This window comes from Phenylobacterium sp. Root700 (genome assembly GCF_001429025.1).
Classification (GTDB): Bacteria; Pseudomonadota; Alphaproteobacteria; order Caulobacterales; family Caulobacteraceae; genus Phenylobacterium.
In genome coordinates this window covers 84518-105202 of sequence record NZ_LMHT01000005.1, presented here as the reverse complement: position 1 = coordinate 105202, position 20685 = coordinate 84518, and the positions used below count along the sequence as shown (strand labels likewise).

13 protein-coding genes and 1 pseudogene are annotated in these 20685 nt (G+C 65.7%); 6 read left to right on the top strand and 8 right to left on the bottom strand.

The window, feature by feature from the left end:
- A pseudogene (locus ASE02_RS22800) lies at positions 1-86 on the bottom strand (hypothetical protein); the annotation flags it as partial.
- A 96-nt stretch (positions 87-182) separates the two neighbouring features.
- Between ASE02_RS22800 and ASE02_RS01995 the strand changes: the two are divergent.
- Positions 183-1547: a formimidoylglutamate deiminase gene (locus ASE02_RS01995; protein ID WP_056730632.1), complete on the top strand. Its 1365-nt coding sequence runs from the start codon at positions 183-185 to the stop codon at positions 1545-1547.
- A 118-nt stretch (positions 1548-1665) separates the two neighbouring features.
- Here ASE02_RS01995 and ASE02_RS01990 read toward each other — a convergent pair.
- The 3 genes from ASE02_RS01990 to ASE02_RS01980 form a co-directional block, all read right to left on the bottom strand.
- A partial coding sequence (locus tag ASE02_RS01990) for a hypothetical protein (RefSeq protein WP_235536569.1) occupies positions 1666-2115 on the bottom strand: 450 nt, incomplete at its 3' end.
- A gap of 232 nt (positions 2116-2347) precedes the next feature.
- Positions 2348-2797 (bottom strand): hypothetical protein (locus ASE02_RS01985; protein WP_369818508.1); only part of this gene is annotated, 450 nt, incomplete at its 3' end.
- Between the two features lie 64 nt (positions 2798-2861).
- Positions 2862-5825 carry a flavodoxin domain-containing protein gene (locus tag ASE02_RS01980; protein WP_156405880.1) on the bottom strand — a complete coding sequence of 988 codons (2964 nt, stop codon included), beginning with the start codon at positions 5823-5825 and terminating at the stop codon, positions 2862-2864.
- Between the two features lie 486 nt (positions 5826-6311).
- Here ASE02_RS01980 and hutC (ASE02_RS01975) point away from each other — a divergent pair, with 486 nt between their 5' ends.
- Positions 6312-7061, top strand: coding sequence for a histidine utilization repressor (gene hutC, locus ASE02_RS01975; protein WP_056730655.1), 750 nt, complete (start codon positions 6312-6314; stop codon positions 7059-7061).
- A gap of 23 nt (positions 7062-7084) precedes the next feature.
- Here hutC (ASE02_RS01975) and ASE02_RS01970 read toward each other — a convergent pair whose 3' ends face one another.
- Positions 7085-8986, bottom strand: coding sequence for a S9 family peptidase (locus tag ASE02_RS01970; RefSeq protein ID WP_235536572.1), 1902 nt, complete (start codon positions 8984-8986; stop codon positions 7085-7087).
- A gap of 301 nt (positions 8987-9287) precedes the next feature.
- On the opposite strand from ASE02_RS01970, the gene ASE02_RS01965 reads away from it, so the two are divergent.
- A complete protein-coding gene (locus ASE02_RS01965) occupies positions 9288-11330 on the top strand; it encodes a TonB-dependent siderophore receptor (RefSeq protein ID WP_056730624.1) in 2043 nt (680 codons plus the stop codon).
- A gap of 5 nt (positions 11331-11335) precedes the next feature.
- Here the strand turns inward: ASE02_RS01965 and hutC (ASE02_RS01960) are convergent, their stop codons facing one another.
- Both hutC (ASE02_RS01960) and ASE02_RS01955 read right to left on the bottom strand, forming a co-directional pair.
- Positions 11336-12067: a histidine utilization repressor gene (gene hutC, locus ASE02_RS01960; RefSeq protein WP_235536568.1), complete on the bottom strand. Its 732-nt coding sequence runs from the start codon at positions 12065-12067 to the stop codon at positions 11336-11338.
- 530 nt (positions 12068-12597) lie between these two features.
- A complete protein-coding gene (locus tag ASE02_RS01955; RefSeq protein ID WP_056730622.1) occupies positions 12598-15483 on the bottom strand; it encodes a flavodoxin domain-containing protein in 2886 nt (961 codons plus the stop codon).
- Positions 15484-15757: 274 nt separating this feature from the next.
- Between ASE02_RS01955 and ASE02_RS01950 the strand changes: the two genes are divergently transcribed.
- Both ASE02_RS01950 and ASE02_RS01945 read left to right on the top strand, forming a co-directional pair.
- On the top strand, positions 15758-17737 hold the full coding sequence (locus ASE02_RS01950; RefSeq protein ID WP_056730621.1) for a TonB-dependent siderophore receptor: 1980 nt from the start codon (positions 15758-15760) through the stop codon (positions 17735-17737).
- Between the two features lie 182 nt (positions 17738-17919).
- A complete protein-coding gene (locus ASE02_RS01945; protein WP_056730619.1) occupies positions 17920-18198 on the top strand; it encodes an HU family DNA-binding protein in 279 nt (92 codons plus the stop codon).
- Between the two features lie 343 nt (positions 18199-18541).
- Here ASE02_RS01945 and ASE02_RS21910 read toward each other — a convergent pair whose 3' ends face one another.
- Positions 18542-19042, bottom strand: a complete 501-nt coding sequence (locus tag ASE02_RS21910; protein WP_162257126.1) for an SMI1/KNR4 family protein — start codon at positions 19040-19042, stop codon at positions 18542-18544.
- Positions 19043-19285: 243 nt separating this feature from the next.
- Here ASE02_RS21910 and ASE02_RS01935 point away from each other — a divergent pair, with 243 nt between their 5' ends.
- Entirely contained in the window at positions 19286-20599 is a 1314-nt protein-coding gene (locus tag ASE02_RS01935; RefSeq protein WP_056730615.1) for a serine hydrolase, read from the top strand.
- The last annotated feature ends 86 nt before the right edge of the window (positions 20600-20685 follow it).

Here is a 20685-nt window from a genome sequence, read left to right as displayed (position 1 = left end):
GCTTCCAAGGTCCCGGTCTGCGCCAGGACGCCGAGCGCGCGGGCGGCTTCGCGCGTCACGCCGACGAGGCACTCATCCACCGTCACCTCCCCTGCCCAAAACCTAGCCCACCGCGACTTTATTGTATAGACATAAGTTGATGAGCAGACACGCGTCGACGCTGACGCCTTAGGAAACAAAGCATGCCGGAAGAGAGACTTTGGTTCGCGAACGCCCTTGTCGCTGAAGGATGGGCGCAGGATGTCCGGCTCCATCTAAGCCAGGGTCGCATCGCCAAGATCGAGATCGGGGTCGCGGCGGATGTCGGCGATTCGCGGCACGAGATCGGGCTGCCCGGCCTGCCCAATGTGCACAGCCACGCATTCCAACGCGGCATGGCCGGACTGTCTGAGGTTCGGGGGCCGGAAGGCGACAGCTTCTGGACCTGGCGCGAGCTGATGTACCAGTTCGTCGACCGCCTTGGGCCGGACGAGATCGAGGCCCTCGCGGCCATGGCGTTCGTAGAGATGCTTGAAAGCGGTTTCACCCGGGTGGGGGAGTTCCACTATCTGCACCATGATCGCGATGGGCGCCCTTTCGCCAACCTGGCCGAGATGAGCGAACGGATCGCGGCGGCGGCCGACGCAACCGGCATCGGCCTTACCCTCCTCCCCGTCTTCTACGCCCATTCCGGGTTTGGCGGCGCGCCGCCAACGTCGGCGCAACGGCGGTTCCTGAACACGGTAGACGGCTATCAGGACCTCTGGGAAGCCTGTCGGCTGGCGGTGAGCGGCCTTCCAGACGCGAGGGTCGGCTGCGCGCCGCACAGCCTGCGGGCGGTCGCCGAGGACGAGCTGCGCCAACTGACGCAGGCCATCACCGGCCCCGTTCATCTGCATATCGCCGAGCAGACCGCCGAGGTCGAAGCCTGCCTCGCCTGGTCCGGGTCGAGGCCGGTCGACTGGCTGCTGGATCGTTTCGACGTCGACGCCAATTGGTGCCTCGTGCACGCGACCCACGTTTCCCCGGAGGAAATTCACCGCCTGGCCGCCACACAGGCGGTGGCGGGGATATGTCCGATCACTGAAGCCAACCTCGGCGACGGAGTCTTCCCGGCGCAGGCCTATCTTGCGGCCGGCGGGGCGCTCGGCGTGGGCTCTGACTCCAATGTGCGGATCGACGCGGCGGAGGAGCTTCGGCTGCTCGAATACACCCAGCGCCTGACCCATCGCGCTCGCAACGTCCTGGCGGGACGACCCGGCGCATCCACGGGCGGCGAGCTGTTTCGCCGGGCGCTTGCCGGCGGAAGGACGGCGCTCGGAGAGCCGGCCACGCAAGGGTTCGAAGCGGGCATGGCCGCCGACATCGTCAGCCTGTCGGCGAACCATCCCGATATGGTCGCGCGTCAGAACGATGCATGGATCGACAGTTGGCTGTTCGCCGGTAGCTCGCCGATGGTCGAAGATGTCTGGCGCTTCGGCCGCAAGGTCGTGATGCAGGGCCGGCACCAGGCGAGGCCTCAGATTGTCGCCCGCTACCGAGCGGTCCTGGCCTCCGTACTGGGGTGACCCCGATGGCCTGAGCTGGGGTGGCTGAGATCGGCGATACAGGCGCGAACGAGGGGCGCACCTGTATCGCCGGACCGTCAGGGCTTGCTGAACTTAATCAGGCCGGGCTCGACGGTANGCCGCTGATCTGCAGCCGCACGGTGATCGGCGTGTCGTTGGTGTTGGCCAGGTACCAGCCATGGGCGCCGGTCATCGGCGCCACAAGCTGGCCGTGAGTAGCCGAGGTGGCCGTCTCTTCGCGATAGAACATCACCGCCTTGCTGGCGTCCGAGGCGCCGTGGAACTCCGAATGCACCGGCTTGCTGGCGGTCAGCGAATAGACCAGGGCGTCGCCGGCCTTCATGCTGAGGATGTACTCCGTGCGCGAGCCCAGCTGCTTGGTCGCGGCCAGCGGGATCTCGATCACGTCCGTGCGGAACACCTTGTCCTGCTTCTTCTCCACCGCCAGCTGCGGCAGGTCCGATGAACGGAATTCCGGCGGCGACGCCTCTTGGGCGATCGCCGGCGCGGCGAGGGCCAGCAGGCCGAGCCCCGCCAGGATCGGGCCGGTTCGAGACAACAAGCTCATAAGTTCCTCCTCAAGATGCGACGACGCGCGTCGCAACATGTCGCCGGCCGAATGGCCGACGTTGATCAGTGGGCGTCGCGGCGGCGGCCGCTATTCTGGGTCAGGGCTTCGAACGTCTGGTCGCCCAGGATGGCGAGCAGAGCTGTTCCGCCGACGCTTGCCGGCGGAACGACAGTCTGTCGGCGAACCGACTAGGGCTTGCTGAACTTAATCAGGCCAGGCTCGACGGTGNGCCGCTGATCTGCAGCCGCACGGTGATCGGCGTGTCGTTGGTGTTGGCCAGGTACCAGCCATGCGCGCCGGCCATCGGCGACACGAACTGGCCGTGGGTAGCCGAGGTGGCGGTCTCTTCGCGATAGAACATCACCGCCTTGTTGGCGTCCGATTCCCCGTGAAACTCCGAGTGCACCGGCTTGCTGGCGGTCAGCGAATAGACCATGGCGTCGCCGGCCTTCATGCTGACCTTGTATTCCGTGCGCGAGCCCAGCTGTTTCGCCGCGGCCAGCGGGATCTCGATCACGTCCGTGCGGAACACCTTGTCCTGCTGCTTCTCCACCACCAGGTGGGGCAGGTCCGATGAACGGAATTCCGGCGGCGGCGCCTGCTGGGCGCTCGCCGGCGCGGCGAGGGCCAGTAGGCCAAGCCCCGCCAGGATCGGGCCGGTTCTAGAAAACAAGCTCATAAATTCCTCCTCAAGATGCGACGATACGCATCGCAACATTTCGCCGACCGAATGGCCGGGTTGATCAGTAGACATCGCGTCGGTAGCCGCCGCTCTCGATCAAAGCCTCGAACGCCGGCTCGCCAAGAATAGCGACCAGGGTCTCGGTGACGGCGGGGGCCATGCCGTTAAGGCTGCCGCAGACATAGATCGCCGCCCCCCGCGCGACCCAGGCGCGAACCTCGTCGGCGGCCTCCGCGAGCTTATGCTGCACGTAGCCCCTCTCGGCTTGGTCGCGGGAATACACCAAGTCTAGTCTTTCCAACTCGCCCCGCGCCTGCCAGGCCCGCAGTTCATCAGCGTAGAAGGCGTCGGTGGCGGCGTTACGCTCACCGAAAATCAGCCAGTTTTGCTTATGACCGAGCGCCACGCGCCGGCGCAGGTGCGACCTGAGCCCAGCCAGGCCCGTGCCGTTGCCGACCAGGATCATCGGGCGATCGTCAGCAGGCGGCCGGAAGCCTGCGTTGCGCCGCACCCTGAGCGGGATCTCGTCGCCGATGGCCGCGCGCTCGGTAAGCAGCGCGGAAGCCGGCCCGAGGTCTCCCTGCTCGCTGCGCATCTGGCGGACGAGCAGATGTAGGCGGCCGTCGACCGGGGCCGAGGCGATGGAAAACTCACGCTCAACGATCTCTCCGGACGGGTCGAACTCGCTCCAGAAGCTCGTCGCCACTTGGGCGATGTCGCCAGCTTCCCAACGGGCGGATCCGGAGATCGACCCGAGTTCCAGATGGAAGGCGGCCCCCCCGGCGCTGCCGGGGTTCAGGTGGCGCCGCTTAAGAAGGCGCCAGGCCTCGAACGGCGCCCGCTCCACCACGAGATCCGCCGAATGGCCAGTGGTCGAACTCAATTGTCGCGACCAGGCGGCCAGGGCGTCGGCGTCGAGGTCGTGGACGTGGATCGGCGTAAACAGGGCCCGGGCGCCGCCGGCCTGCAGCCAGCGATGCAAGGATGTTCCGAAGCCGCAGAACGAACGGTATTGCCGATCGCCGAGCGCCAGCAGCGCATAGTCCAGCCCCTGCAGCGAGGCCGCCCGGCGCATCACCCGGCGTTCAAAGGCGATGGCATGGTCGGGCGTGTCGCCATCGCCGGTCGTGGCGACGATGAAGATCGCGCGTCGCACCTCCGCGAGCGTCGCGGCGTCCACGTGGCCAAGGTCCCGCAAGGCGACCTTTACGCCGGCGCTCCGCAACGCCGCGGCGGTCTTCTCCGCAAGCCCCTGCGCCGTACCGGTCTGGCTGGCATAGGCCACGAGCATGGTGTCCGAGCGCGCCGCCAGCGGCATGCTCCCCCCGCCGCTCGGCGCTGGCCGGGACCGGCCGCCGGACAACACGCCGGCCACCCCGGCGGGAACCAGGTTGGTCCGCTGCAACCGCCGGAACGATATGGTGAGCGCCGTGACGGAGATGATCAGGCCCGGCACGGTCACCGCGAACAGGAACACGTCCCACCACCGGCCTTGCTGCAGCAGCCACCACCAATCGAGATCATGGAGGGCCACGACGGTCCAGCGATCCACCCGGCTGGTCTTGTCGACGAGCCCAAGGACTTCACCCGTCTGGGGATCCATGTGGAACCAGCTTTTGGCCGGGTCGTCGAAGATGACGCGAACGGCCGGCACCTTCACGGCGTGGAAGCCGCTGTGCCAGTATTCGTCGCCCGTCTTGAGCAGGACAGTGGAGACGACATTCGCCTGCGGCATCATCGCGCGCGCCGCCTGCGTAATCTGACCGAGGCTGAGGGTGCGGACCTGCCCGGTGGTTACATCCACCATGAGCGGCTTGGCGCCGTTGTTTTCCAGCACCGCGATCGCCTCGCCGCCGACCCGTCGGAAGGTGATCCGCTCGGCGGTGTAGGCTCGAAGCTTAGCCAACCCGGGCAAGGTGAACGCGGGGCTCTTGCTCCCGGCATAGCCTGAGTATTCGGTCTCAACGATCTTTCGTGTCTCGAGGAATCCGCCGGGATACATGGTCAGCAGGCCGGAGCTGATCCAGGCCGCCAGGAAAACCCCGCCGATCACGCCCGAGATATGGTGCCATTTCATCCAGCCGGTGAAGGGGCTGGCCTTGCCGTTGGCGTACCGCGAACGCAGGCGCAGACGTGAGAAGCCGATCCACAGTCCGCTGAACGCTATGAAGATGCCGATGCTCGCCGCGACATAGATCGTCCACTCCCAGACCACCGTATCCCACCTGATGAACTCGAAATACGCCCAGTGCGGAATGGAGCCGACCCAATTCCACATCCGCTCATGCCGGGTTGTGTCCAGGACGATCTCGCCGGTGGCGACGGAGACGTAATACTGCGTGCCCGCCGCGTCGTTCATATGCACGAGGTGGAAGGGCCGATCCGCGTTCCAATAGCCGGTGACGGTCCATTGGTCGCGGTAAAGGTCGCCCTTAGCCAGGGTCGCGCCCGGGGCCGAGCGTTGCTCTTGCACAATCCGTAGCGCCTGCTCCGGAGACACCCGGACGATGGGCGCCCCCGTCACCGCCGAGACCGTGTGATGGCCCTTCTTCCAGTCGATGATCCGATAGACCGGCTTGCCGCCCGACATTTCGAGCCGCAGATCCCGCGGGAATTCAGACATGCCCGCGGCCGCGAGAGCCTTGTCGGGCATGACCTGGACCTGATTCCAGTCGACCTGCTTCAACATCGTGAGCTTCTCGGCCGGGTCCATCGCGGGCCATCGGACATAGGCCAGGACCACGCCGCTGACGAACCAGATCACGAAATAGATGCAGGCCAGGATGCCCAGCCAGCGATGGATGGTGATGATGGTCTGCTGGAACTTGTCCTTGAACGCCGTGCGTGGGCCGGCCACGGCCTCTTCGCTCGCCCTTCCGCCTCGGAAGGTTCCCGCGGCATCATGCTGGATCCGTGAGTGTGGGACTACACCGTCGCTGCCCATAATCGTTCCTCCTCGCGACCTGACTCCCATGCGCCGGCCACGTTGGATTGGCATTTGCGCACGAGTTTTATGTCTAGACAAGTTACATCTGCCCCGCCCCGCCCCCAGCGCCCCAGAACGACATGCTGAGCACGATTTTTGCGTCCCGCCGCGCAAGGTGGGCAGGCTCTACACATCCCGCGGGCCGCCCTCGCGCCCCATATTTGTATATACATATTGCAACGCAGCCACGCCCGGCCCGCACGCCGATCAAGCCCTCGATACAAGGCGGAATGTCGTGGGTGCGCAAGCGAGGCCTAATGGCGCAGGGCCCAAGCGCAACAAGTCTCCAGACCTTCTGACGGACATGTTTTGCTCGGCGGCGTTGAGCGCGGGCTCAGCCATGCGGCGCAGATCGCCGGTGAAAAACATTTGGCGTATGGCCGGCCAGGTGTTTTCCAGACGCGCCGCGGCACATAAGTGCAACATCACGGCGCGCAAGCCGGCGGACGCCGAAGCCATCGTCGGTTGCGGACACCGGCGCTTGGCGTCACCGTCGCTATCGCCGTAGTCTGGGGCCTGCCTGAGATGAAGAAGACCGCCAACAAGGCGCTAACGGGCGCGACACCCGTCACGCTGCACGACCAGATCCGGTCGAAAATCGAGAACCAGATCCTGTCCGGCGCCCTCAAGCCCGGCGACCGGATCCCCTTCGAACATGAACTAACCGCGCAGTACGGTTGCTCACGGATGACCGTGAACAAGGCGATCAGCGAGCTGGCCAACGCTGGTCTGGTGGTCCGTCGCCGGCGCGCCGGCTCGTTTGTCGCCCAGCCGCCCATCCATTCGGCGATCCTGGACATCCCAGACATCCAGGCCGAGATCCTGCAGCGCGGACAGGTCTACGGCTACCAGCTCCTGCAGCGCAGCGTCCGCAAACCGACCCGGGGCAACCCCACTGAAGAAGCGCTGGCGCAAGAGGGTCGGTTGATCGCTCTGCGGTGCCTGCACAGCGCCGACGGCCGAGCCTTCGCCCTGGAGGAACGCCTGATCAGCATCGAAGCCGTGCCGGAGGCCAAACAGACTGACTTCGCCGTCACGCCGCCGGGCACGTGGTTGCTGGGTCACGTGCCCTGGACGGAAGCCCTGCACCGCATAGCCGCAGTCGGGGCCAGCGCGGCCGCGGCGGGCCTGCTGGACATCGCCCCCGGGACGGCCTGCCTGCTGCTGGAGCGCCAGACATGGCGCGACGGCGTCGGCGTGACCCAGGTCCGGCAGACCTTCCCGGGCCACAGCTACGACCTGATCGCCACCTTCGCCCCGACGCGCCCGAAGTAGACCGGCCCGCGGGCGTCGGGGCGTCATTTCCCAGCGCCTTTCACATGGTCCACCAGCCATTCGGTAGTCCGGGTCAACACGTCGCGACTGTGCAGTTCCTCGCTGACACGGTGCCCCTCGCGCGGATAGGCGACCATTTCCGCCTTCACCCCGTTCATCCGCAGGGCCCGGTAGAACTGCCAGTTCTGCGCGATCGGATCGACCGAGTCGTCCTCGCCCACCAAAAGCAACGTCGGTGTCGTCACGTTCTTCACGTGGGTGATCGGAGACATGCGGGCGAAGTCGGCCTTGTTGTCCCAGGGCGTACCGACATACCAGGTGTCGTAGGGGATAAGCTCGCCGTCCTCGGTGCCCCATTGGGTCTCGAGGTCCAGCATCGCAGCGCCCACGACAGCGCCCTTGAACCTGTGCGTCTGGGTCACCGCCCAAGCGCTCATGTAACCGCCATAGGACCAGCCAGCGATGCCGAGCCGCTCCGGATCGGCGACGCCCTGGGCGATCATCTGATCGACGCCCGCCATGACATCCCTGAAGTCGCCGCCGCCCCAATCGGCGCGATTGGATTTCACGAAGGCGTAGCCGTATCCCACCGAACCCCGGATGTTAGGGGCGAGCACGGCGAACCCTTGCTGCACCAAAAGTTGGGCCCGATCGTTTACGGCGTTGCTCCAGCGCCCGGACGGCCCGCCATGGACGAGCACGACGAACGGCGAGGGTCCCGGGGCGCCAGCCGGGGTGAAGAGCTGCGCCTCGATCTCGAAGCCATCGGCGCTCGCATACTTGATCAGACGCGGCGCCACGAGGGCCGCGAACCCGGCGTGCAGGTTGGTGACTTTCCGTTCCGTCCCGCCCGTCGACGCCCAGACTTCCACCGGCGTGACCGAGTTCGACTTTGCATAGAGCATCCGGTCGCCGGAGACGGCCAATGCGCTCACGTCGTTGTCTTGGAAACGCTTCAACTCCCGTATGCGGCCGGTGACGGTCGAGACGCTGTAGACGGCGCCGCCAAAGCCCTCCTGGGTGGCGAAGGTCAGGGATGTCGGCCCGGTCCATGTGGGATCGGCTACAGGACGGTCTACACCGCCGCGAACCCCGGCGCCCGTAAGGTTGCGCGCAGGTCCGCCCGCCAGGGTCTGAACATAGAGATCATGCGGTATGGGCCCGTCGCCCGAGGCGAGGAACGCGGCCAGGCGGCCGTCCGGCGAGACCTTCAGGTCGCTGAACTCCACGCCCTTGATCTGGCCGATCTCACGCATCGCGCCGTCGGCCACCGAGATCTCGAACAGCCGATCTATCGCGCCTTCCGGCTTGAAACCATCGCTGACCGTGGCCACGACGCCCTGGCCGTCGGGCTTCCAGGCGAACATGCCGATCGCCCACCGGTCACCGGCCAGGACCTTGCGGCTGGTCTTTGTGGCCAGGTCGATGACGTTGAGGCGCAGCGGACCGAAGCCCTGGCTCGCGACAATCTCGTCATCGCCGTTCTCCTTTTCGGGGGACTCCGGCTCAGGGTCCGACCCGACATAGGCGATCATGCCGCCCGCTGGAGACCATTCGAAAGCGCTGACGCCGCCCTTGGCGGTCGTGAGCGGCTGGGCCTCGCCGCCATCCATCGGCAGCAGATAGACCTGAGGCTCGTCGTCGCCGCGCGAGGAGATGAAGGCCAGCGTCTTGCCGTCCGAAGACCACCGGGGCTGGCTGTCCTGCTTGCCCGCCGCCGTCAGTTTGCGAGTGGTCTGTGTCGCGCTCTCGTAGAGCCAGATGCTGGACTTGCGGTCCTTGCCGACAGCTGGCTCGGCGACAACGAAGACCGCCCTGCCGCCGTCGGGAGAGAACACCGTGCCGCTGACTTTGTGCAGCTTGACCAACTGCGCCACGAGGGCCGGTTCGGCCGCGCGGGCGACCGCTAGCGGCGGGCTGGCCACGGCCAAGGCAGCGGCCAGAACCAAACCCTGGACGGACCGAGCCCTCCATCGACAGCGCGCCATGTCATCTTCCTTCTTGCACGGGACCAGAGGCTCAGCTTGCTCACTCAAGCCCGTAATGTCTATACATAAAAATGCAGACACCTGGACATGTGCAACGGATCGATCCGCGGCGCGGCGCGGCTGAACGGGCCGCCGCCTAAAGGCTGCGGCGAACGCCCGCCAATATGTATAGACAAAAAATTCAACCTGACGATAATCGAGCCAAGCTGGCTACAGCGCAGTTGGGGGAGATTTCGGAGTGGCGGATTCACGCGCCGGAGGATGGCGGCTCGCCATCGCCGCGACCCTGTTGGTGGGCGGTGCGGACGCCGCTGCGGCCGAGACATCGGGCGACGTCATCGCCTATCCCCCCGCCTTCTTCGCCCAGGCGGCGCCGGCGACGGCGTTCGACATGGTGGCGCGCCTGCCGGGATTCAGTTTCGAGCGCGGCTCGAACGTCCGCGGCCTGGGCGGCGCCGGCGGCAACGTCCTGATCGACGGCCAGCCCGCCGTCTCGAAGAACGACAACCTGGAGGAAATCCTCAAGCGCATCCCGGCCTCCGCCGTCGCCCGCGTCGAGCTGATCCGGGGCGGGGCGGCGGGCGTCGACATGGCTGGCCGCTCGGTGGTCGCCAATGTCGTGCGCAGCACGCGGGCCGGCGCTCAAGGCGCGGTGACCGCCGGCGGCTACCTGGTCAACGACGGCCGCCGGCTGCCAGAAGTCCGCGCCGAAGGACAGTGGCGCCGCGGCGAGCAGGCGGCGGAGATGTCGCTGCGGGTCGGTCGCCAGGCCGACGACACCCTGGGCGACGGCAGGCGCACGATTAGGGACGCCTCCACCTCGGCCCTGCAGCTCGCCGATGTCAGAGGCGAGGGAGACACCTTGCGCGTATGGACGACCGGCGCGGTGGAGACCCCGCTCGCCGGCGGCCGGCTGCGCTTGAGCGGCGCCTACATGTTGAGCCCCTACCAGAGCGTGATCACCGAGCGCTCGCGCGAGACGGGCGCCACGAACGTTGAAACGAACGACCGCGATCAGGTCCAGGCCGAGCTCGGCGCTCGCCACACGGTCGACCTGGCGCCGAGCCTCGGGCTTGAGCTCACCGCCTTCCAGCAATGGAAGAACGCCGACACGGTCGCACGGCTGGAGGGCCCAGGGCTTGTTCGCGAGTTCGGCCTGGACCGAAAGACCGCTGAATCGGTCGGCCGCGGTCGCCTGAAATGGCGCCCCCTCAAGACGCTGGACGTCGAAGCCGGCGGCGAAGGCGCCCTGAACACCCTGGAGAGCCACACGGCCTTCGCCGAAAACGGCGCGCCGGTGGCGGTCCCGGCGGCCAACGTCCGGGTGAAGGAGCGGCGCGGCGAGGCCTTCGTTCTGGCGACCTGGCGGCCCAGCCCGACCTGGTCGGGTGAGGCGGGCCTACGGCAGGAGGTCTCCAGCATCACCTCGAACGGCGATACGACCGTCAGCAAGAGCCTCCGTTTCGCCAAGCCCCGGCTCGCGCTGACCTGGGGTCCGACTCCAACCGACCAGATTCGCCTGCGCCTGGAACGCGAGGTGGGCCAGCTCAACTTCGACGACTTCGTCGCCTCCTCCTCCCTGGTCAACACCGGGGTCGTGCTTGCCGGCAATCCGAACCTGCGGCCCCAGCAGGCCTGGGTCGCCGAGGCGGCCTTCGAGCGGCGCTTCTGGACAAGCGGCGCGGCGATCGTGACGGTCCGCCACTACGAGCTGTCCGACGTGATCGACCGCCTCCCAGTCCTGGACCGGGACGGCGTGGTGATCGCCGACGCCCCGGGCAACATCGGCGAGGGACGGCGCGACGAGCTGTCGGTCAGCCTGGCGCTCCCGCTGGAGCGGTTGGGCCTGGCGGACGCCCAGCTCAAGTCGGCCGCCACCTGGCGACGGTCACGCGTGACCGATCCCATGACCGGCCGGTCCCGCGAGACCTCCAACGACATGCCCCTTTCCTGGGAGGTCCACCTCAAGCAGGACCTGCCGCAGTGGGACGTGAGCTGGGGGGTGGATGTCTTCGGCGCCTATCGCCAAACTGCCTACCGGCTGACCGAGACCGACACGCTCAAGTTCTCGACGTGGGTGGTCCCCTTCGTGGAGTACAGGCCGCGGCCGGACCTGACCCTCACCATCGAGCTGGAGAGCGCCACCGAAGGCGGCTCCAAGCGCATCCGCGACATCTATGCGGGGCCTCGTCACACAAGCGCGCTGTCTCGCACTAACGTTCGACAGTTCACCTGGGAGCGGACCATCGAGATCCGGCTGCGCAAGACGTTCGGCGGATGAGCCCGCTACTGCGAGCGTGTCGGCTCAAAGGTGGCGGTTAGATCGTAGCTGGTGCCTGGAAAGGTTTGCCAAACCTGCGTGACGGCCTTGCCGGCATGCCAAGTCCGACGCTCCAGCAGAAGGCAGGGCTTTCCGGCGGCCACATCCAGTAGACGCGCCGTCGCCGCGCCCGCGCCGATCGCCGCAATCCGATGTTCCGCCGTCGTCCAGGGAACCCGCCCCAAGAGCCAAGTCCCCGGCGGCGTGGTCGAAAAGTCGGCGTCGGCCGATTGGGGGACAGCCTCGACGCTGATCAGCCGTTCTTCGAAGGCGAACGGCCGGCCGTTTGCGCTGTGAAGACACTGGAGGGCGACCAGTTGGCCGTTCCCGGCGAGGTCACATTCGACAGACTTCGCATGGTCGGGATCACGCAGGTTTCGCTTCAACAACCGGTAGTCATATTCGTGACCCCGCTTGCGGATTTCCGCCGCGATGTCCGGGACATCCAATATCGCTGAATGAATTGGCGGCTGCGCGACAAATGAACCAGCCTTACGGCGCCGCAGAACCAAGCCAGCCCGCACCAAATCACCGATCGCTTTACTTACGGTCATTCGCGAACAGCTGAACTCTTGAACGAGCTCATATTCCGATGGAATACGGTCACCCGGACGCCAAACGCCTGAGACGATTTTATTCTCGATGCTTGCGCGAATTCGTTCGTGCAGGGTCACGCCGTGCAGGCGGGCGCTGGGCAAGGGAATTTTCGTCTCCGCCCCGCGCGTTGCGTCACTCGCTCTACGGCTCACAGCATTCCCTTCAATCAGCAACCACAGCGCGCATCAGCATGCCCATTTTTGCGGACGTTTAGTGTCCAAACTCAACCGGCGGCGGGAGAAAAATTGCGCGCCCCGACCGCCCCCACAGAACATATTGCGCCCCGGCCACGGCGCCGCCGAAGTCGGCGCCTCGTTTGGCGCTGATCATCGAGTCAAAAAACACAAGTGCGCTGAATGTGGTGATTGCAAGCGGAGCATGCAATGGCGCTCGAGGCTCAAGAGCGACATCGACCGGCCGCACAAGAGGGTTGCGATACGACTTGCTTATGTTTGTCGACAACCAATACGCGACATGATCCTCGCGCGTTCAGTGGATCCCGACGCTCGGCCTGCGAGCCTGAACCGGAGCGCCCGATGGGCGTGAAGCAAGATCCGTCACCGTCCGATCTGGTCGTCGAGCCCCCAGCGAAACGTCCCCTCAGCAGGCCGCGCCTGCCGAGGGGAGATTGTCAGTAGACGTCCCGGCGGTAGCGGCCCGCCTCAACCAGCGCATCGAAATCGGCCGCTCCCAGGATGTCGCTCAGCGCGTCGCTAACCGCAGGCGCCATGCCGTGGAGGCTGCCGCAAACATAGATCGCGGCGCCTTGCCGAACCCAAGCCCGAACATCCTCCGCGCATTCCCGCAGCCGGTCCTGAACGTAGCGCTTCTCGGCTTGATCCCTTGAAAAGACGAGATCCAGGCGCTCCAACTCCCCGCCGCCCAGCCAAGCCTGGAGTTCGTCGGCGTAGAAGCTGTCCGTGGCCGCGTTCCGCTCGCCGAAGATCAGCCAGTTGCGGTGGTGATCAAGATGGACTCGCCGCCGCAGGTGCGAGCGCAGACCCGCCAGGCCCGTACCGTTGCCGATGAGGATCATCGGTTCGGCGTCGGCCGGAGGATGGAACCCCATGTTCCCGCGAAGGCGCAGGGGAAGCTCCTCACCGAGAGGGGCGCATGTCAGCAATCTCGACGCCAGGCCCAGTTCCCCGGACTCCGTCCGCATTTGGCGCACAAGCAGGTGCAGTCGGCCATCCTCGGGAACCGAAGCGGCGGAGAACTCGCGCACGCGCTGGTCGGCGCCAGCCAGGTGCTGCACCCAGGTGACGGGCGTCAGCTGGACGATATCTCCGGCCTGCCAGACGCCGCCTCCCGCTACGGGCTCAAGTTCCACGTGATAGACCTGCTCTCCGGCGCTGCCCTCGTTCAAGAGCCGCCGGGCGGCAAGCCGCCATGGCTCGAACGGCGCCCGCGCGACTTCTAGGTCATCGACGCGTCCGGTCAGGCCCGCGAGGCCTCGCGCCCAATCAGCCATGGCTTCGGCCTCGACATCGTGAGCCTGGATCGTCGGGAAGAGCGGCCGCGCGCCGGAGGCCTGGAGCCAACGGTCCACCGCCAACCCGAACCCGCAGAACGCCCGGTATTGAACGTCCCCCAGGGCCAACAGACCGTATTCGAGGCCAGACAGAGCCATGGGGCGACGCAACACCCGGCTCTCGAAGTTCATCGCATGGTCAGGGGCGTCACCGTCACCCGACGTGGCGATCACGAACAGCGCCCTGCCGACGCCGCTCAATGTCGCGAGATCCAAGCGGCCGAGGTCGCACAACTTCGCTTTCAGCCCGGCGGCCTCGAGAGAGGCGGCCGTACGTTCGGCGATCGCCTTGGCCGTGCCAGTCTGGCTCGCATAGGCCACCAGGACGACATCCGACCGTGCAGGCGCCGGCACGTTCATCTGATTGACGGCGCCCGTCCCGCGATGAGGCTCGGCGCCCCGGGGCTTGGCGACCGGGATGGGCACGAGATTCGTTCGCTGTAGACGGCGATAGCCGATGGTCAGCGCCGTGATCGAGATCAACAGGCCGGGCAACGTCACGCCGAACAGCATGAGATCCCACCACGGACGACGCTGGAGCAGCCAGTACCAGTCCACGTCATGGATCGCGACGATCGTCCAGCGGTCGATCCGCGACGTGTTGTCGACAAGGGCGAGAACGTCCCCCGTCTCGGGGTCGAAGTGGAACCATGACTTCGCAGCGTCGTCGTACTTCACACGGACGGCCGGGAGCTTCTCCTTCTTGAAGCCCGTGTGATAATATTCATCGCCCTGCGCAAGGAACGTGGTCTCCACGATTTTCGCGCCCGGAAGCAGGCCCTTGGCCGCCTGCGCGATCCGCGCCGGCGTCAGCTGTACAGGCGCTCCGGTCCTCGCATCGAGCAGTCTCGCCGCTGAAATCCCGTCCTCCAGCGCGATGAGCGGCTGACCGCCGACCCAGCGCAGGGTCGCCCGTCGGGCGCCGCGAGCATGCTCCTCGAGCGCCGCGCCGGCGGCCAGGGGAAACTGCACGGTTGTGGCGCCCGCGAAGTGCTCACGCTCCAGCTGGGTGATATTTCGGGTCTCCAGAAAACCTCCCGGATACATCATCCCCAGGCCGGTGATGATCCACAGGCTCAGGAAGACGCCGCCCAGCAGCCCTGAAATGTGATGCCATTTCATCCAGCCCGAAAAGGGCGTGGCCTTCCCATTTGGATAGCGCGCGCGCAGGCGGAGCCGCGTAATTCCGATCCAGAAACCGCTCAGAGCGACGAAGATTCCTACCGTGGCGAAGACATAGACCGTCCAGGTCCAAGCCACTCCGTTCCAGCGGATGAACTCGAAATACAGCCAGTGGGGAATCGCCCCGAACCAGTTCAGGATGCGCTGGGTGCGACCGGTCCTCAGGACGACTTCGCCCGTCGCGACCGACACATAGACCTGGGTTCCGGCCGAATCGTTCAGGTCGACCCTGTGGAATGGCCGGTCCCAGTTCCAATATCCGGTGACGGTCCACTGGTCGCGCTTGAGGTTGGCGGCGCTGAGCGTCGCGCTCGGCGCGGACAATTGGTCGCGGACGATATTAACGGCGTCCTGGCCCGTAACCCCTTCGATGGGAGCGCCGGTCACGGCCGATACGGCGCGATGCTCCTTGTTCCACAAGTCGACCCGATAGACCGGGCGCCCCTCGGACATCTCCAGCCGGACCGCCTTGGGATACTCGGTCAAGCCCAAGCGCTGGAGCGCGGCCGATGGACTTACGACGACCTGGCTCCAGGCCAGGGGCTTGAGCACGTCGAGGCGCTCCTCCAGCGGCATCGCCGGCCAGCGCACATAGGCCAAAACCAGCCCGCTGATGAACCACATCACGAAGAAGACGCACGCAATGACGCCCAGCCAACGGTGGATCGTGATGATCGTCTGCTGGAACTGATCCTTCGCCGAGGCGCGCGGACGGCTCACGGAGCTGCGCTGCCCGGCGGGAGCCCCGAAAACCTCGCCCGCCCCGGTTCTTGATGCGTGATGCAGGGCGTCGTCGCTGGCCATCGCATTTCCTCCACGCGCCGGAACCGATATGCGCAGCGCTTACTCTGAACCTTGACGCAATCATTATGTATAGACAACAAAAATGTCGCGCGGTCGACACGGACGCTCAAGCCAGCGGATCAACGGCCCATTTGACTATACATTAAACGTATGCCCACATGCCGCCGCGCAGATTGATCAGGCCGAGGGGGCCGCCAATTGGGGCATATCATAGGCGCACAGTGGAGGATAACCGTTGCGCAATAGAACAAACACGGGGCGGAAGGCCGTCCTGATGGCAACAATTGCCCTTGCCACCCTGGGGAGCATTTCAGCGGCTCACGCAGCCGACGCCGAGAAGGACGCGGCTGTCGAAGAAATCCTGGTCACCGGCAAGCACCTTGAGGAGAGCGTCCCGCTCGAACTGAGCCAACTCGGCAACCGGATCCAGCTCATCCAGTCGGACGCGATCGAAAAGCGCGCCGTCAATGACGTGGCTCAGGCCCTGCAACTGCTGGCGCCGTCGCTGTACATTCAGCCGAAATCGGGTGCCTTCGACTATGTCGAGGTTTCGCTTGAGGGATCGCGCACAGGCGACATCCTGTGGCTGGTCGACGGCGTGCGGATCAACAACCGCCTCTACAACGGCACGACGCCGCTGGACACCATTCCTGCCTCCATGGTCGAGCGGATCGAGGTCCTCGAAGGCGGCCAGGGGCTGTTCTACGGCACTCAGGCCGTCGCCGGCGTCATCAACGTCATCACCAAGTCCCTCACCAAACAAACGAGCGGACAGGTGACGGTCGGCGTCGACACCAATGAAGGTCGGCACGTTTCAGGCTATGTCCGCAGCGCCACCGGACCGCATGAGTTCGTGGTCTATGCGTCGAGCGACGAGGCGACCGGCTACCAAGCCTTCCCCACCGAGGATTATCAGCCCAGCGCCACCGATCGTCGTCGCGGATACGACGTGCAGACGGCCGGCGTGAAGTACGGGATCGACCTCTCCGACGAACTGCGGTTCAGCGCGGGCTACCAACGGACCCATGCCGTCCTGGACTTCGCGAACCCGAACCTGATCGCCCTCTACTTCAACGAGCGCGACGAAGACCTCGGGAACGCCAAAATTGACTGGAAGCCCTCGGAAGAATTTAGCCTCTTCCTGAAAGGATACTACCACGAGTGGAAGTCCACGGTTAACAGATTCAACAATTCGCTTACGTCGCCCGGAACTGTTCTGCACGTAAGAGACCATGTGTTCTGGGGATACAAAGATTACGGCCTGAACGCACTCGCCAAATACACCGTTCACGACGGGGTTGATCTATACGCCGGATACGATTTCCAAAACTATTCCGGTCACGACGATTCGTTGAAGATCGGCGAGCAGACCGAGCAGGTGCACGCGCTCTTCGGCCAGGTTCGCACAACGCCAGACCTGTTCGAAAACCTGCGGATGTCGGCCGGTCTTCGCTACAACAAGCCCAAGTCGGGCAAGGCGATCACGATCTGGAACGCCAGCGGCCAATACGACATCGGGGAGCACCTCTACGTCCGCGCGACGGCCGGCACCGCCTATCGCCTGCCCGACGCGTCCGAGCTGTACTCCATCGACCCGTGCTGCGAGATCGGCAACCCGTCGCTACAAGGCGAGAAGAGCAGCAACATCAATGCCTCGGCCGGCGGCAGCTTCGAGCTCGGCGGGACGAACGGAACGTGGGAGCTGGTGGGCTTCACCCGCAAGGTTGAGAACCTGATCGCGGCGGTCCCGAACGCCTCCGGCGTCGCTGTCTACCAGAACACCCCGGGCTCGACTCGAGTGGATGGCTACCTGGTGACCGCCACGCTGCAACTTGGCCAGGAGGTGAGCGCCAGCGCCACCTACAGCGCGACCAACGCCAAGACGAAAGGGCGTCCCGGCCAGATCGATCGCGTTCCTGAGGCGACCGCCAAAGCCTCGCTCGACTATCATCCGAGCGACCTCCCGATCGGCGGCTCCATCAATGTGAACTACTTCGGAACGACCGCGGTCACCCTGACCGGCGGTCTTGGCCGCCAAACCTACGGCGATGTCACCACCGCCGACGCAGCCGCCTACTATGTCTTCGGACCGGAAGACCGGCATCGGATTACGCTTCGGATCGAAAACGTCACCGACAAGACCTACGCGAGTAAGTTGGTGCGGGCGGTCAAGGACGTTGGCGGCGCGTCCTATGTGGCGCACAACCTGGGCGTTCCTCGCACCTTCCACGTCCAGTACTCTTACGACTTCTGATCTTGTCTTGAGCGCGCGGGCCCTCCGCGCGCTCAAGCATCAGTAACCCGCGACGACGCCCCTTCCGGCGCTGTCGCGGGTCTTGAGGCGACGGCGGCCGGTAGCGAGTTTCGCCACACCCCGCGCTCCCCAATTCCGATCCTGCTGCTAGGATCACGCACCATCCAGCAACAGAGATTCGCATGAACACCAACGATTTGGCCGAGCTGATCGCGGCGTCGGACGAGAAGATCTCCAAGGCCCAGGCCAAGACCCTGGTCGACGGGGTCTTCAAGGCGATCACCGAGGCCGCCGCCCGCGGCGAGGAGATCTCGATCCCCGGCTTTGGCAAGTTCAAGGTCCAGGACAAGCCCGCCCGGACTGGCCGCAACCCCAGCACCGGCGCGGCGATCGAGATCGCCGCCACCAAGAAAGTAGTCTTCCAGCCCGCCAAGGCCTTGAAAGACGCCGTCATCGGCTGATCCTCGCGAAAAGACGCCTACGCCCGGTCGAAAAAACGGTCGTAGGCGTCGATCCGGCGCACCGGCAGTTCGACCTCGCCGCGGTAGATGCATGAGGAACTCGGAGTAGTCGTCCGCTGCCGGATTGCGGCTACGGGAGTCGCACAGACGCGCCCGCGAGTTTTCCTCCACTTGTGTCGCGTCGCCAGTAAGCCATACGGGCGGACGGCGTGGCGGTCGCTCGCGGCCCGCCGTCTCCGGCCCTTACTGCGCCACCAGGAGACAAGTTGCGGTCAGATTGACAGCACCGCCAACCCCTCCTGAAAATCAGTTCCGCTCGGGCCGAGAGCCTCGTCCATTCGGTTCAAGGCGCGTATGGCGCGAAAGGCTGATCGCAAGGCAGCAGCCCGTCCGGGAACTCCTCGGGCAGGATTTCGCCCGTCGCCAGGCCCGCCAGGAAGCTAGTCAGGTCGCAGTCGAACGCCTCAAAGGTCAAGAAGCCACGCCCCCAGACGACGACACCCCAGTTTGCGGGCCGGCCGCGTGTGAGCCAGCAGAGATAGTCGCCGTAGTTGGTCTTCCCGAAAGGCAAGAGTCCGCCAGGCTCCGGCCAGAGCGCATGGGGCAGATTGTCCAACGTCCGGAGGTCGTCACAGATTACTCGCGCCTCATGCACGAGCCGAATATGGCGACTTTGAGCGGTCGGCAGATGGATGCCCACGGTCTCGAAGAAAGAGCCAGATCCGTAGAGGCGCGCGAAGTCCTTGTAATCCTGCGGCAAGGTCACGCCGAGTTCGGCTTCGATTGGCTCCCACGGACCGGCAAATGCGGTAGGTGGCCCGACGGGCGGTGGAGCGACTTTCACAAGCGCCTCGATGCTCGTCTGCGACGTCCCGCCGAATTGCCGACAACTCGCGCGGAGGCCCCGCCCCTGGACGCGTAGGATGTCAGAACAAACGAGCCGAGACGCCGACGCGAGCGCTTCCACACAGGCCCGCGTCTCCGTTTGACGGATGGCCTCGGCCTAGTTACTTTCAAATAAAGACCTAATGACCGAGCCCACGCTTTCAGGCGGATGGGCCGGCCGAAAATCTGCGGGGAGACGGCGATGAAGAAGCATGTTCTGGCGCTTGTACTGACCGCCCTGACCGGAGGCGCCGCCATGGCCCAGGCCCCAGCGAACTTCCCCGACGCGAAGGCCACCGATCCGGTCACGATGGGCTGGATGGTCGGCTCCCCGCCGCCGCCCGAACGCACCATTCGCTTCGAGGACAGCAGCTTCCTGCAGTTCCCCCAGATCCGCTGGACGTTCTCGCACTGGCGCGAGCTGTACCCGACCACCGAGGTCTATCGCGGGGCAGGGCCGGTCGCCGCGCTGCCGCGCGCCGAGCGCGCCGATCTTGACGCCGTCACCTTCACGCCGCTGGGGGGCGCAGCGCCAATGACCTGGGAACAGTCGGTCGCCGCCAACTACACCGACGGCATCGTCGTGATGCACAAGGGCGCCATCGTCTATGAGCGCTATTTCGGCGCGCTGAAGCCTGAGGGCCAGCACATCGCCCACTCGGTGACCAAGTCGTTCGTCGGGACCGTCGCCGCGACGCTGATCGCCGAGGGCAAGCTCGATCCGAGCGCCAAGGTCGCCCGCTACCTGCCGGAGTTGAAGGACAGTGCGTTCGGCGACGCGACCGTGCGCCAGGTGCTCGATATGACCACCGGCCTTGAGTACTCCGAGGTCTATGCCGACCCGAAGTCGGACGCCTGGAACTTCGTCCGCGCCGGCGGCATGCTGCCCCGGCCGGCGGGCTATGACGGCCCGAGGACGACCTTCGACTACCTGAAGACCCTCAAGAAGGCCGGCGAGCACGGCCAGGCCTTCACCTACAAATCACCCAACACCGAGGTCGTCGGCTGGCTGGTCAGCCGGGTCACCGGCCAACCGCTGGCCGAGGTGCTGAGCGAGCGGCTCTGGCGGCCGCTGGGCATGGAGCGGGACGCCTATATGCAGGTCGATTCCAGCGGCGCGGCCTACGCCGCCGGCGGCCTGAACCTGGAGCTTCGCGACTTCGCGCGGTTCTGCGAGATGATGCGCCAGGGCGGCCGCTTCAACGGCCAGCAGATCATCCCCGCCGCCGTGGTCGCCGACATCGCGCGCGGCGCCAGCAAGGCCGACTTCGCCAAGGCCAGCTACCAGACCCTGCCCGGCTGGAGCTATCATAACCAGTGGTGGGTCTCGCATAACGACCACGGCGCGTTCATGGCCCGCGGCGTCCACGGCCAGGCCTGCTACGTCGACCCCAAGGCCCAGATGAGCATCGTGCGCTTCGCCTCCTTCCCGCTGGCCTCGAACGTCAGCCTCGATCCCACCTCGCTGCCCGCCTACGACGCCATCGCCAAGCACCTGATGGCCAACCCCCGCTAGAGGCCCCAGGCGGGCGAAATCTTCCCGGCTGGCGGCTCGCCCCGCAATCTGTCACCAAATAGGTCCTCAACGCCGCTGGGGGACCA